General features: G+C 71.2%; 12 protein-coding genes. 2 read left to right on the top strand and 10 right to left on the bottom strand.

Annotated elements, in window-relative coordinates:
* Nucleotides 1-15: 15 nt before the first annotated feature.
* The gene (locus tag O7621_RS15835; protein ID WP_282229985.1) at nt 16-447 is read left to right on the top strand and encodes a hypothetical protein; all 432 of its coding nucleotides are present in this window, start codon (nt 16-18) and stop codon (nt 445-447) included.
* A 176-nt stretch (nt 448-623) separates the two neighbouring features.
* Here O7621_RS15835 and O7621_RS15840 read toward each other — a convergent pair whose 3' ends face one another.
* Both O7621_RS15840 and O7621_RS15845 read right to left on the bottom strand, forming a co-directional pair.
* Nucleotides 624-1,337, bottom strand: coding sequence for a DNA alkylation repair protein (locus O7621_RS15840; RefSeq protein WP_282229986.1), 714 nt, complete (start codon nt 1,335-1,337; stop codon nt 624-626).
* 42 nt (nt 1,338-1,379) lie between these two features.
* The gene (locus O7621_RS15845; RefSeq protein WP_282229987.1) at nt 1,380-2,048 is read right to left on the bottom strand and encodes an NAD(P)-binding domain-containing protein; all 669 of its coding nucleotides are present in this window, start codon (nt 2,046-2,048) and stop codon (nt 1,380-1,382) included.
* Between the two features lie 145 nt (nt 2,049-2,193).
* Between O7621_RS15845 and O7621_RS15850 the strand changes: the two genes are divergently transcribed.
* Nucleotides 2,194-2,766 (top strand): TetR/AcrR family transcriptional regulator, encoded by a 573-nt coding sequence (locus tag O7621_RS15850; protein ID WP_282229988.1) that lies wholly within the window; start codon nt 2,194-2,196, stop codon nt 2,764-2,766.
* A 12-nt stretch (nt 2,767-2,778) separates the two neighbouring features.
* Here O7621_RS15850 and helR read toward each other — a convergent pair whose 3' ends face one another.
* The 8 genes from helR to O7621_RS15890 form a co-directional block, all read right to left on the bottom strand.
* Nucleotides 2,779-5,037: an RNA polymerase recycling motor ATPase HelR gene (helR, locus tag O7621_RS15855; protein WP_282229989.1), complete on the bottom strand. Its 2,259-nt coding sequence runs from the start codon at nt 5,035-5,037 to the stop codon at nt 2,779-2,781.
* A 282-nt stretch (nt 5,038-5,319) separates the two neighbouring features.
* A complete protein-coding gene (locus tag O7621_RS15860; protein WP_282229990.1) occupies nt 5,320-6,723 on the bottom strand; it encodes a DHA2 family efflux MFS transporter permease subunit in 1,404 nt (467 codons plus the stop codon).
* A gap of 5 nt (nt 6,724-6,728) precedes the next feature.
* A complete protein-coding gene (locus O7621_RS15865; protein WP_282229991.1) occupies nt 6,729-7,889 on the bottom strand; it encodes an AMP-binding protein in 1,161 nt (386 codons plus the stop codon).
* Nucleotides 7,886-8,911, bottom strand: a complete 1,026-nt coding sequence (locus O7621_RS15870) for a hypothetical protein (RefSeq protein WP_282229992.1) — start codon at nt 8,909-8,911, stop codon at nt 7,886-7,888. Before O7621_RS15870 ends, O7621_RS15865 begins: the two co-directional genes overlap by 4 nt.
* Nucleotides 8,912-8,984: 73 nt before the next feature.
* Nucleotides 8,985-9,809: an alpha/beta hydrolase gene (locus tag O7621_RS15875; RefSeq protein ID WP_282229993.1), complete on the bottom strand. Its 825-nt coding sequence runs from the start codon at nt 9,807-9,809 to the stop codon at nt 8,985-8,987.
* Complete coding sequence (locus O7621_RS15880) at nt 9,806-11,308, bottom strand: AMP-binding protein (RefSeq protein WP_282229994.1); 1,503 nt, start codon at nt 11,306-11,308, stop codon at nt 9,806-9,808. Before O7621_RS15880 ends, O7621_RS15875 begins: the two co-directional genes overlap by 4 nt.
* The gene (locus tag O7621_RS15885) at nt 11,293-11,961 is read right to left on the bottom strand and encodes a class I SAM-dependent methyltransferase (protein WP_282229995.1); all 669 of its coding nucleotides are present in this window, start codon (nt 11,959-11,961) and stop codon (nt 11,293-11,295) included. The genes O7621_RS15880 and O7621_RS15885 overlap by 16 nt, the downstream gene beginning before the upstream one ends.
* A gap of 268 nt (nt 11,962-12,229) precedes the next feature.
* Nucleotides 12,230-13,327, bottom strand: coding sequence for an SAM-dependent methyltransferase (locus tag O7621_RS15890; RefSeq protein WP_282229996.1), 1,098 nt, complete (start codon nt 13,325-13,327; stop codon nt 12,230-12,232).
* Nucleotides 13,328-13,398 lie beyond the last annotated feature (71 nt).

Genomic DNA, 13,398 nt, shown 5'->3' on the forward strand with positions numbered 1-13,398 from the left:
AAGGAGAAGCCTGAGATGAACGAACAACGCCGCCAGATCCTGGAGATGCTGGCCGAAGGGAAACTTACCGCGGCCGAGGCCGAGCAGCTGATGGACGCCCTCGACTGGGAGCAGCCCGAGCCGGCAGCCAGCGGCCCACCCCGCCCGAAGGCCCGACCGAAGTACCTGCGGGTCGTCGTAGACTCGGCCGACGGCTCCGGTGGTGAGGGACCGGCCCGGATCAACGTCCGGGTCCCGTTGCAGCTGCTGCGTGCCGGCGTCCGGCTGACCAGCCTGATCCCGCCGCAGGCGCTCGCCCACGTCAACGCCGAGCTGGGCAAGTCGGGGGTGCCGATCGACCTCACCCAGCTCAAGCCGCAGCACATCGAGGATCTCGTCGAGCAGCTCGACGACCTCACCGTCGACGTCGACCAGCCCGACGCCAAGGTGAAGGTCTTCTGCGAATGACGTCGCTGCGACCGCGTCGGCTGCCCGCCCGGACCACGGGGCCGGGCGGGCAGCCATGATCGGTGTGAACCGCGTCGAGGTGAGGGCTACGCACGTCATCCCTGCGGTGTGAGGTGCGTGCGCCTCACCTCGGCGCGATCGGACGCTCCGTCGGGCAGGGAGGCGGACGCGACCGGTCAGGCCGTGCCGGCGAGGTACGCCGCGCGGCGCTGCGGCTCGAACTTCTCAATGGCGTACCGCAGCATCACCCTCGGCATGTCGCGTTGGTGCCGGGTCAGGAACGCCTCGGCGACCGTACGGTCGCGGTTGCCGACCTCGCGCAGCATCCAGCCGACCGCCTTGTGGATCAGGTCGTGCGGGTCGTGCAGCAGCCGCTCGGCCAGCCGCAACGTCCAGTCGAAGTCCCCGGCCCGGATGAAGGCGAACGTCGCCATGATCGCTATCCGCCGGTCCCACACCAGCTCCGAGGCGGCCAGCCGGTCCAGCACCGTCCGGTCGTCGGTGTCGAGCAGCCACGGGCCGACGATGTACGGGGCGCACGAATCGACCAGGTCCCAGTTGTCGATCCGGCCGGTGTGGGCCAGCACGGTGTCGAAGATGGCGGCCCGTTCCCGCTCGTCGCCCCTGGTGAACCTGCGCACCAGGATGAAGATCGCGGTCAGCCGTTCCTCGTGCACCTCGCCGGTCAGCAGCCGCGTCGTCTCGGCCAGTGACAGGTCACGCCAGTATCGACCGGCCACCCGACGCTGGTCCGGCACCGGTACGCCGAGCGCCCGGTCGCCCTCGCCGTACCCGCCGGGTTGCATCTGCAGGAACCGGTGTGCCTGCTCGGCTCGACGCGGGTCGGCGAGGTCGGCGAGTGTCCGGCGAACATCGTCACAGGTGGCCATCGACCGACAATGTACCGATGCGTTCGGTACGGGTGCGGCCGATCAGTCGCTGCCGAGGAGTTCGGCGAGCCGGGCCGCGCTGGCCGCCCGGCCGGGGGCGGCGAACTTGCCGTCCGGGTCGAGGTAGGCGTGGTGGGCCGGCGTACCGGGGCCGAACCGGCGGCTGTCGGCGAGGGCGCCCGCGTCGTGGACGTCGTAGCCGAGGGTGTCGATGAGGGCGGCGACGGTGGCCTTCGCGGTGGGGTCGTCACCGGCGATCGCGATGGCGCTGCGGTCGGCGGCGCCGGCGGGCCGGCCGAGCGTGGCCAGGTGTTTGAAGAAGATGTTGCTGAACGCCTTCACCACGAACGACTCGGGCAGGTGCGCCTGGAGTAGTTCGCCGACGGTGGTGCGGTCGGCGTCGAGCTCGGCGAAGCTGCCGTCGCGCTGCGGGTAGTAGTTCATGGTGTCGATGACGACCGTGCCGCGTAGTGGCGTGACGGGGACGTTGCGGTAGGCCTTGAGTGGGATCGTCACCATGACGACGTCGCCCGCTCGGGCGGCCTCGCCGGGCGTCGCGGCGCGCGCCTGCGGTCCGAGCTGGGCGACCAGGTCCCGCAGGGTGTCCGGTCCCCGGCTGTTGCTGAGGACGACGTCGTGCCCGGCGTCCACGGCGAGCCGGGCGAGCGTGCCGCCGATCTTGCCGCTGCCGATGAAACCGATCGTGCCCATCGTGGCTCCTGACGTGTCGGGCAGCAGCGGGGTCGGGTGACCACCGCTGGCTAGAGTGGGAACGGCCCCATGTACCGAAGGGGCTCCTTGACTTTAGTGCAGGAGTGCCTGCGCTTAGCAAGCGCTTACCGCCGAAAGGACTGTGATGGCCGCCACCGGGTCCGAGCCGCGCATGACCGTGCGCCGGCCGCAGCGGGCCGACGCACGTCGCAACTTCGACGCCCTCCTGGTGGCCGCCCGCGAGGCGTTCGCCGCCGACGGCTCCGGGGCCTCGCTGGAGGGCATCGCCCGGCGTGCCGGCGTCAACATCGCCACCCTCTACCGCAACTTCCCGACCCGCCGGCACCTGTTCGAGGCCGCGTACCTCGACGAGGTGCAGACCCTGGCCCGGATCGCCGCCGATCTCGACCACCTCGACCCCTGGGCGGCGCTGGAAAGCTGGCTGCGCCAGTTCGTCAGCTACGCCACGACCAAGAAGGCTGTGTACGACGCGATCGCCCACAACGAGGCGATGTTCGTCGCCGGTCGGGAGCTCATCCACGCCGCCGGGCGTCCGCTGCTCGAACGCGCGCAGCGCGCCGGAGCGGCCCGCGCCGACGTCACCTTCGACGATGTGCTGTTCCTGGTCAACGGCGTCAGCGGAGCCAACTTCGTGCAGGAGGCCCAGCGCGACCGGGTCCTGACCATGGCCCTGGACGGCATCAGAGCCCGGACCTGACCTCCGGCGCGCTCACTTCCGGCGCACCGCCACCGCCGGGCGGCCGGGAGCATCCGGTCCCTGGTCGGCCAGCACGACCAGCTGACCGGTGGCGCGGGTCATCGCCACATACCGGTCGACCGCGCCGGTGACGCCGTCGCCGAACGATGCCGGATCGACCACCATCACCAGGTCGAACTCGAGCCCCTTGGCCAGCTCCGGAGTCAGCGACCGGACCCGGGGCGTCGCCGGCAGGGCGGCGACATCGACCGGCGGTACGCCGATCACGCAGACCGTGCCGTCGACGTGGTCGGCCAGCCAGCCGTCCAGGATCTGCCGCAGGTCGGCGACCGCCCGCTGCATGACCGGGACGCCACCGTGCCGGACCGAGGTCGGCACGTTGGCATCCGGCAGCGCGGCGCGGATCACCGGTTCGGCGTACGCCATGATCTCGGCCGGCGTCCGGTAGTTGACCGTCAACGTGGCGACGTCGACCCGGTCCAGGCCGACCCGGGCGAGCCGGTCCGGCCACGACTCGGTGAAGCCGTGCCGGGCCTGGGCGCGGTCACCGACGATGGTGAAACTGCGCGACGGGCAGCGGCGCAACAGCATCTGCCACTGCGCGTCGGTCAACTCCTGCGCCTCGTCGACCACGATGTGCGCGAACGGGCCGGCCAACGCGTCCGGGTCGGCGTCCGGCCCACCCGTCTCGTCGATCAGCGTCTCCTGCAGATCCTGGTGGCGCAGCATCGCCAGGACACCTTCGCCGTCGTCGTAGCTGTGCGCGTCGAGCAGGTCGTCGATCACCCGGGCCCGGTGGACCCGTTCGACGGCCACCGCCGCCCGGTGCCGCCGCTCGCGGTCGGACGCCCGCGCGTCGCCGAGACGCAGCCGGGCCGCGTCCAGCAGCGGCAGGTCTTCGACCGTCCAGGCCCGAGGGTCGGCGCGTTGCAGCGTACGGATCTCGGCCGGGTCGAGCCACGGCGTGCACCGGCGCAGGTAGGCCGGGACCGACCACAGGTCGGCGACGATGTCGGCCGGGTCGAGCAGCGGCCAGGCCCGGTTGACCGCCGTACGCAGCGACCGGTTCTGTTCCAGTGCGGCGCGCACCTGGTCGTCCAGTTCGTCGCCGTCGTAGCGGCCGACCAGGATGGTCAGCAGTTCGTCCATGATCTGCTCGCGGGCCTCGTTGTGCGGCACACCCGGCCCGGGTGCGGCGAACGCGTCCGCCCAGTCTCCGGGGGTGAGGGTCAGCTCGGTCCAACCGGTGGCCACCGTCGTCGCGGTGGGCGGTGGCTCTTCGTAGAACCGGACGGCCGCCTCGACCGCCGCCTCCCACCGTGCCGACGACTTGATCCGGGCCACCTCGGGATCCGGTTCGGCCGCTGCGCCTGCACCCTCGGCGACCAGGTCGGTCAGGGTGCAGGTCTGCACGTCGTCCTCGCCGAGGTTGGGCAGCACGTCGGCGACGTACGCCAGATAGGGCTGGTGCGGTCCGACGAACAGCACCCCGCCGCGACGCTGGCCGAGTCGGGGGTCGTGGTAGCGCAGGTACGCGGTGCGGTGCAGGGCGACGACGGTCTTGCCGGTGCCGGGTCCGCCGTCGACGACGAGGGCACCCGACGAGCCGGCGCGGATGATGGCGTCCTGGTCGGCGGCGATGGTGGCCAGCACGTCGCGCATCCGGTCCGACCGGTGCCCGCCGAGGCTGGCGATGAAGGCGGACTGGTCGTCGAGGGCGGCGTGTCCGTCGAGCGCGTCGGCGACGAACACCTCGTCCCAGTAGTCGCTGACCCGGCCCATCGTCCACCGGTAGCGGCGGCGGCTGACCAGGCCCATCGGGTCGGCGTGGGTGGCGCCGAAGAACGGTTCGGCGGCGGGGGAGCGCCAGTCGAGCAGCAGTTGGCGGCCGGCGTCGTCGGTCAGGCCCTGCCGTCCGACGTACACCGGCCCGCCGCTGTCGCTGTCGCCGCCGTCGGTGCCGCCACCGGCGTCGGGGACCATCCGGCCGAGGCACAGGTCGAGGCCGAACCGGCGCAGCGCCCCCAGCCGTACGGTGAGCCGACGGACCTCCTGGTCGCGGTCCACCGCCCGCCGGCCCCCGCCGGCCGGTGCCTTACGGGCCGCGTCTAGCCGCTCCGAAAGGTCGGTGGCCAGTTGGTCGAGGCGGTGCGCGACGGCCGAGAAATGCCGCTCGTCGTCGGCAATCAGTTTCGGGTCGGCCTTGGCGTGCAGCCGGTCGGGGAGATCGAACGCGCTGGTGGTCAGCGGGCGCACCTCGATCAACTCCATTCTCGGGTCGGCGGAAAGCGCAGCGCCCAGCGATTGGCGAATGCCGGAGAACTGGCGTAGGAACGCGATTGTGCGCGACGACCCGGGTCTTGCCGCAAGACCCCCTATGCGCTATATGTTGATAGTGGCGGGAGATGGGGGGCGCCAGTCAGTGTTTCGCTGCCGAGGGAACCCACATGGTTGTCTCGGGGCCGATATGACGACAATGACGGTTCCCTCGAGCTGATCCCCGCCGCTGGCCGGCCAGCGGGTCGAACCGCCAACGTCGGGGGGCGACCGCCGTCACGGTTGCGATGTCGTCCTGGTCAGGTTCGGGCCGGCGACCAGGCAGGCGATGCCGCCCAGCACGGCCACCCCGGCCAGCAGCAGCATCGCCGCGCGGGCCGCCCCGACGGTGACGACCTCGCCGATCTGACTGTGCAGCAGGGTGCCGACGGCTGCGGCACCCAGCATCGAACCGATCTGCAACGAGGTGATCAGCACCCCGGACGCGGCGCCGGCCTGCTGCTGTTCGACGTCGGACAACGCGACGACCGCCAGCGGGGTGAACAGGAACGCGTTGCCGACACCGATGACGCACATCGGGGCGACGAACGCCGTCCACGTCGCACCGTCGCGCATCTCGATCGCCGCCCACGCCATGCCGGCGACAGTGGCCGCCGCCCCGACCAGCAGCAGGTAGCGGCCCTGGACCCGGTCGGCGAGTTTGCCGGCCACCGGGTCGAGCAGGGTGGAGAACAGTGACGCCGGCACGATCATCAGCCCGGCGGCCCACGCGTCGAGGCCGAGCACCTGCTGGAAGTACAGCGACAGCACCAGCACCAGGCCGATGACGGTGCCGGAGGTGGTCAGCGAGAAGCCGTTCATCAGCGGGAAGTTGCGCCGCCGGAACAGCGCGAACGGCACCAGCGGCTCCCGGTCCTGGCGGCGGCGCTGCTGGGCGAGGAAGGCCACCACGAACAGCCCGGACACGCCGAGCGTCGTCCAGATGCCGGCGTTCCAGCCGTACCGTTCGCCCTGGCTGATGCCGAACGCCAGGCAGAACAACGCCGCCGAGGCCAGCACCACCCCGGGCACGTCGAGCCGGCGGCGGACGCGTTGCGCGACCTCGGGCAGCACGAGCCGGCCGACCACGAGCATCAGCAACCCGAGCGGCAGATTCAGCCAGAAGATCCACCGCCAGTCGAGGGTGCTGACCAGCACCCCGCCGGCGGCCGGTCCGCTGATCGCGGCGATCCCGCCGACCGCCCCCCGGATGCCGAACGCCGTGCCCCGGCGGTCCGGGGGAAACGCCTCCATCAGCAGGGCGAGGGTCTGCGGGGTGAGTAGCGCCGCGCCGAGGCCCTGCACCGCACGGGCAGCGATCAGCTGGCCGGGCCCCTGGGCCAGGCCCGCCGCGACACTGGCGACGGTGAAGACGGCGACCCCGAGCAGGAAGATCCGCCGCCGACCGTAGAGGTCACCGAGCCGGCCGGCGGTGATCAGGGCCATCGCCAGCAGGAAGATGTAGGCGCTCAGCGACCACACCACCTGGTCGGCCGACGCGTCGAGATCGGCCATGATGCTCGGCACCGCGACGGCGAGCACCGCCACGTCGAGCTGGGTGAGGAAGTACGCCAACGACAGGACGGCCAGCACCGCCCACGGGTTGCCGCGCAGTCTGGCCAGCAGCTTTGGCTCGCTCACGGTCGTCATCCGGTCGGCTCCAGCCAGATCATCGGGGGGATCTTGTTGGTGCGGTCCACCCGGCGCAGCCGCGGCACCTGCTCGACAGCGACCGCTGTGGGATGGTGCCGGGCGACGACGCCCAGATCGTAGAACTGGTGCAGCAGCCGGGTGCGTACCGCCGCCGGGTCGGCGTCTCCGGTGTAGTGCACGGTCACCGCGCTGACCGAGTGGCGCTCGCCGACGGCCCGCCGCAGCAGCAGCTGTGCGTCGCGTACCCCTGGTGCGGCGCGGACGATGTCCAGCACCGTACCGATGCCGACCAGCGCGCCGTGCAGCTTGATGGCGTCGTCGGCGCGGCCCAGCACCCGCAGCGCGTCCGGCCGGCCGCAGCCGCAGGCCGCCGCCGCGACCCGGTCGCCGAGCCGGTACCGCACGGTCGGCACCGTCCAGCCGCCACCCACTCTGGACAGCAGGGCGCCGGCGTCGTCGAGCTCGAGCACCTGGTCGGGCATCAGGTGCAGCACCGAGGGGTCGCAGGCCGGGGTGTTCGTGGCGATGACGTACGTTTCGACCGAGCCGTAGTTGCCCCATAGCTGGACCTGCGGGAACGCCTTCCGCACGATGGTCGCCTTCTCCTCGGTCCACGGCTCGGCCATCCAGATGATTTTTGCGATCGGGGTGGCCGCGCCCGCGTCGAGTACGCCCCGGGCCAGGTCGGCCAGGGCCGTCGGGGTGCCGGCGACCGCGTTGACGCCGAGCCGACGCAGGGTCGGCAGCCAGCCGTCGACCTCCTCGGGGGTGATCGGACCGAACGGTGCCACGTCGGCGCCGCACCGTCCGGCCAGCTCCTGCATGTAGTAGTGCGACGCCCACAGCCGGCCGGGGGTGAACAGGTTGAGCAGGAGGTCACCGCCGACCAGCGGTCGCCACTGCTGCAGCAGCCGGTCGATGGCCTGGTGGTACGCCACGTAGGTGAGCTTGGGCTGCCCGGTGGTGCCGCCGCTGGACAGCAGTAGCGCACCGGTCCGCCGGGTCACCGCGTGCGAGACGGCGAAGATCTCGTCCGGTCCGGTGACCGGTAGGTCGGCGAGTCCGGCGGCGGTGTCCGGCACGGCCGGGGCACCGGCGGCGGCGTTACGTCGGGCCTGGTCGCGCAGCGCGTCCCAGGGCACCGCGCCGATCATCCCGGCCGCCGACGCGGCTGGTCGTCACCAGCGGCGTGCCACCGGGCGAATCCGGCCAGGTACGCCTCGAACCGGGCCCGCACGATCGCCCGGGCGGCGGCGTCCTGCTCGGGAATGCCGTTGAACGCGACCGCGCCGTCGAGTTCGATCTCCGACACCCAGTGCCGCTCGCCGTCGAAGAGAAAGTCCAGAGTGAAGTACGGCGTGGGTAGCCGTCCGGCGACGTAGGCGACGGTGCCGGCGAGCTCCGGCGGCAGAGCCGAGTAGCCGCGTTCGTGCCGGCCGCCGCTGGCCTTGGTGACGGCCAGGCAGTAGCCGTCCTTGTAGCCGTACAGCACGGTGTGTGCCTGCCCGTCGACGACATACACCCGCTGTTCGCGTACCACCTTGAGGTAGGGCTGGGCGACCAACGCGGTGTCCGAGCCACCGGCGAGTCCGATAAGACCTTTCAGGTCGTTCATGTTGTGTACTACCGAGATGCCCAGGCCCATGCCCCAGTAGGCGGGTTTGACGATCAACGGGAACGGCAGCGCGGCGAGCGCGGCGTCGCTGCGGCCGACCATCGCCTCTCGACCACTGCCCACCCGGATCGTCGGCAGCAGCGGGATCGGACTGCCGGCCAGGTGCACCACGCTGGCCAGCTTGTCCTCGCCGATGTAGGACAGTGCTGGTGGGATCGGCAGGTAGAAGCCGAGCCGTTCCAGGATGGTGAACAGGAACACCTGGTTGCACACGTCCTGGGTCTGGTGCGGCAGGGAGTAAAGCGAGGTGACGAAGATGGTGTCGGCCGGGGTGACCGGCTCACCGTTGAGCCAGACTCTGGGCTGGCCCGGGTCGGTCGCGTCGACCGCGACCTCCTCGGGCTTGTTCACCGTGAACTCCAGGCCCAGGTCGGCGGCGATTTCCTGGTACGGCCCCCAGACCGCGTCCTGCTCGGCCTGCCGTAGCCAGGCGGTGCCCCGGTCGGGGTAGATCCAGCTGAGGCGCCGCGCCGTACTGGGCGCGGCCGTGCGATCGGTCAATGCCCTCTCCCTTGCGGTGTGGTGCGGGTCCTCGGCCGGTGGGTCCGCGTCGGCTGGGTCCCGGGCGGATGGCTCAGGTGGCCACCGGGTGGTCGACGAAGGTCGACACGAGTTCCGCGAACCGGTCAGGTTCCTCGACGAACGGCAGATGGCCGCTGCCGGTGAACACCTCCAGCCGGGACGCCGGTATCGCCGAGCGCAGCCACCCGCCGACGTCGCCGGGGTAGACCTGGCTGTGCGCTCCGTGGACGAGCAGCGTCGGTACGCTGATCCGGCGCAGCCGGTCACGCCAGTCCACGGTGAGTGCCTCGGCGAGCAGCGCCCGTACGGCGTCCGGGCCGCACCGGCGGGTCTCGTCGATGAGGCCGGCCAGCGTCGTCGGGTCGGGGTCGGTGCCGGCGGCGAACGAGCCGCGGACCAGCCCGGCTGCGAAGGCGGGGTAGTCGTCGGTCACGCTGGCCAGGACGGCGTCGGCCCCGGCGGCGTCGAGGTTGCCGAAGGCGGCGTACGGCCAGTCATGGTCGCGCAGCAGCCGTGGGGTCTGCTCGACCGACACCAGGGCCCGGATCCGGGCAGCCCCGAACTGCTCCAGGTAGCCGTAGGCCACGGTCGCGCCGAGCGACCAGCCCAGCAGGGTGACCTCGGTCAGGTCAAGCTCTTCGATGGTGGTGTGCAGGTCCTCGGCGGCGCGGGTGAGGCTGGCCGGCCGGTCGGCTGTGGCGTTGTCGCCGTGTCCGGGCAGTTCGACGACGACCACCCGGTGCCGGGTGGCGAGCCGGGCCACCGCCTCGGCGAAGAACGCGGCGGTGGCGGCCAGCCCGGGCACAATGACCAGGGCCGGTCCGTGACCGCGCGTGACCAGGGCCGGTCCGTGATCGCGGTCCGGGTGCCGGGTCATTGGCTGCCCCCGGCCAACCCGAGTCGCGTGCGGAGCAACGGTTTGTCGATCTTGCCGACCGGGGTACGGGGCATCGCGGCGACGAGGTGCACTGAACCGGTCAGCCCGTGCCGGGCGAGCAGTTCCTCGACAGCCTTGACGGCCTCGTCGTCGGAGTGCCCGTCTGCCGGGGCGACGGCCACGGCGACCGCGTCGCGGTAGTCGCCGGGGTGCACGGCCAGACTGACGGCCTGTGCCACTGCCTCGGCCGCGCCGAGTTCGGTGTCGAGCACTGGCGCCGGCAGCGGCCCGGCGGGGGTGGCCAGCGTCTCGGACACCCGGCCCAGGATCCGGTAGCCGCCCTGTGGGTTGCGTTCGGCAACGTCCCCGGTCCAGAACTCGGGCCGGCGGAAGGTACGGGCGTTGGCTTGCGGTGCGTCGACGTACCCCTCGCTGGTGCAGTCCGAGTAGAGGACCAGTTCCCCGACGTCGGGGTGGCCGGGCACGAAGGCTTCCAGCCGGGTGCCGACGCCACGGACCGGGACCATGGCGGTGTCGGTCTGCGGTACGTCGTCCATGTTGCCCAGCGCCAGGCCGAACTCGGTCGAGCCGTAGATCTGCCGGATGTGTACGCCGAGCACGTCGGCGGCGTCCCGGATGATCGTCGGGCTGAGATAGGCGCCACCGCACAGCGGGCGGCGCAGCGCCGGCAGCGGGAACCGGCCCTGGCGCCGGGCGGCGGCGACCAGGTCGGCGTAGTGCTGTGGCAGGGCGCTGGTCACGGTCGCCTGGTGGGCGGCTAGTTGGGTCAGCAGCGTGCCGGCCGGCGTGTGCGGGTCGGCGAGCACCAGTTGCGCGCCGGACAGCAGTGCCGCGAACACGTGCAGGTCGGTGGCGTGTGCCACGTCGAGGGTGTGGCGGCAGAAGAAGACGTCGTCGGGGCGGATCCCGGTGTCGGCCAGCCAGCGGCGTCGTTCGGTGACGAAGCGGTCCTGCCGCCAGGCCATCATCTTCGGAAAGCCGGTCGAACCGGAGGTCCACAGGAGCCGGAAGATGGCAGTGGCCGTCGAGGCGGTGGAGTCCGCGGTGCGCTGCGCGGTGGGCTCTGACCGGGGCGTCGAAGCGGTCAGCGTGTCGAGGCCGACAGCGGCCGGGCCGTCGGCGGGGATCCGGCGGTGCCCGTCGGTGACCAGCAGGGTGGGGCGTGCCCGGTCGAGAGCGGTCCGCACCCCGGCGTCGTCGAAGTTCGCCATCAGCGGTACGTAGCGGGCACCGAGCCGGGCCACCGCCAGGATCAGGCAGACGTACCCGATGCTGTTGCGCAGCACCACGGCGACGGTGTCGCCAGCCATGACGCCGTGCGCGGGGAGGCCGGCGGCGACCCGGTCGGTCGTGTCGACGAGTTCGCGGTACGTCACTGACGCACCGTCGGTCGTGCGTACCGCCACGGCGTCGGGTCGACGGCCGGCCACCTCGCGGACGGCCTGGTAGAGCCCGGCAGCGGTCACGACGCCAGCCACCCGGCGTAGGTGGCGAACCGCCAGTCCTTGGCCAGGCAGTCCACGGTGTCGAAGCCGGCGGCGCGGAGCCAGCCGAGTTGAGTTTCGACGTCGACGCAGATGTCGTGCTTCATCCGTTCGCGGCCGGCCGCCCATTCGTCGGCAGGCGTTCCGGCGGCGTGTACGTGGCCTTCGTGCTGCCGGTCGTACATCTCCTCCAGCCGCGGTGTGGGCGCGAGGACCTGCTCGACGTTGACGAAGATCCCACCCGGCCGCAGAATCTCGGGTAGGCGACCGAACAGCGTTTGTTTCTCGTGATGCTCAAGGTGGTGGATAGCTAGGCCGGAAACAACTGCGTCGTACGGCCCCGCCGGCAACGGATCCATCAGTCCCTGAACGGCAAAACTAACCCGATGGGCACTGTCGAACCGTTGCTTTGCCTGGGCAAGCATCCGTTCGGAATGGTCGACTAGAGTGATCGTTGCTTCGGGGATGCGGGCGATCAGCGCAGCGCTGAGCAGCCCGGTCCCTGCGCCCAGATCCAGGATCCGTGGGTGGCTCGGCACCGACATCTGCACCGCGCTGGACGCGCTGCCGTACAACAGGTCGAACGACGGAATGAGTTGACGCCGCAGTGCATCGTAGGTAGCGGGATTCCACAGCTCGAAGGTCACGATAATCCCCCCGTGGGTCACCAGTCTGCGCTTTTGTTGCACTGGCGTCGGATGCTGGACAAACGGTGGTCTTGCCGAGTCGACGCATTGTCGGATGGTGATTACTGTGGTGCACGCATCTGCTTGCCGGCATGCGCTATTCAGAAAGTATCAAGCAGCGGCAGGGCAATGAAGAGAGCGGTCAATATCGGAGTGTGATGCTGGTCACATTGCCGATCGTGTTGTCCGTTTTTGACGAACTGTCGATCGTGTCAGTAATTGGCGATTGTCAGACTCTTTGGGCCACGATCAGGTCCCGGACGATCGCCTGGTCGACCCGGTGGACGAAGCCGCCGTACCCCGGACCGTCGGCCACTTCCAGGCCCGCCTCGACCAGCAGCGCGGCCAGATCGTCGCGGGCGGCGACCAGGGTGTTCCAGGAGATACCGAGCGCCCCGCCGGGGCGCAGCAGCGCCACCCACCCCGGTAACGCCTCAGCCAGCAGGCCCAACGGATCGCGGGTCAACCGGTCCGCCTGACCGCGGGTGCCGTGCTGCACCCCGTACGGCGCGTCGGTGACGATCGCGTCGAAGCTGCCGGCCCGGAACACCTCCCGGCTGCGGCGGGTGTCGGCGTGCACCATCGTCAGGTCGACGATCCGCCCGGCCCGGTGGTCGTCCTTGCTGGCCGCCAGGGTGACCGCCAGCCGCCGGCCCAGCACGGCCCGGTTGCGCCGCACCGGGGCGATCTCGGCCGAGTGCTTGAGCCGCTTGTGCTTCAACCAGGTACGGATAAAGTTGGCGTACACCTCGAAGTCCTTGCCGTCGATCTCCACCCCGGCGGCGTGCCAGCCGTACATCGTCGCCTGGTTGAGCGTGGTGCCGCGGCCGCACATCGGGTCGAGGACCCGCAGCGGCGGCGAGTCCGGGCCGAACGGGCCGGCCGCCGCTCCGACGGTAACGGCGGTCCCGCTGGTCCCAGCGCCAGCGCCACCGGCCCGGCCGGTCGTGGCCAGCGCGGTCACGTTCAACAGCAGTTTGGTGAACTGCTCGTTGGTCTTGCCGGCGTACTTCGGGATGGTGATCAGATCGCTGTCGAAACGGTCCCGGCCGGTCACCTCCAGTGGCCGTAGCAGGTCGCCGTCGCGGGCGAAGAACGCGTACCGCGCGGAGAGGTTCGCCAGCACGGACAGCTCCCGGTCGGTCAGATCGACACCGGTGAAGGTGACGTACGGCAGCCCGCCGATCGTGGTGACCGCGACGTCGTCCACCCGGCCGCCGAGGGCCCGGTCGGCGAAGACAGCCAGCTCGGCGGCGGCCAGCCCGACCGCCGACTCGGCGTACACCCGGTTCGCCGACGGGTGGATCAGCAGGGCGTACGCGGTCATCGGCGGTCCGTTCGGGTCGGTGGGTCGCGCCGTCGCGGCGCGGTGGGACCCACGAGTGTTACCACACCGGC

Source organism: Solwaraspora sp. WMMD937, assembly GCF_029581175.1.
GTDB lineage: Bacteria > Actinomycetota > Actinomycetes > Mycobacteriales > Micromonosporaceae > Micromonospora_E.

Coding starts and splice junctions, on each gene's coding strand:
- O7621_RS15835 (WP_282229985.1), top strand. CDS start 16: ATGAACGAACAACGCCGCCAGATCCTGGAGATGCTGGCCGAAGGGAAA.
- O7621_RS15840 (WP_282229986.1), bottom strand. CDS start 1,337: ATGGCCACCTGTGACGATGTTCGCCGGACACTCGCCGACCTCGCCGAC.
- O7621_RS15845 (WP_282229987.1), bottom strand. CDS start 2,048: ATGGGCACGATCGGTTTCATCGGCAGCGGCAAGATCGGCGGCACGCTC.
- O7621_RS15850 (WP_282229988.1), top strand. CDS start 2,194: ATGGCCGCCACCGGGTCCGAGCCGCGCATGACCGTGCGCCGGCCGCAG.
- helR (WP_282229989.1), bottom strand. CDS start 5,037: ATGGAGTTGATCGAGGTGCGCCCGCTGACCACCAGCGCGTTCGATCTC.
- O7621_RS15865 (WP_282229991.1), bottom strand. CDS start 7,889: ATGATCGGCGCGGTGCCCTGGGACGCGCTGCGCGACCAGGCCCGACGT.
- O7621_RS15875 (WP_282229993.1), bottom strand. CDS start 9,809: ATGACCCGGCACCCGGACCGCGATCACGGACCGGCCCTGGTCACGCGC.
- O7621_RS15890 (WP_282229996.1), bottom strand. CDS start 13,327: ATGACCGCGTACGCCCTGCTGATCCACCCGTCGGCGAACCGGGTGTAC.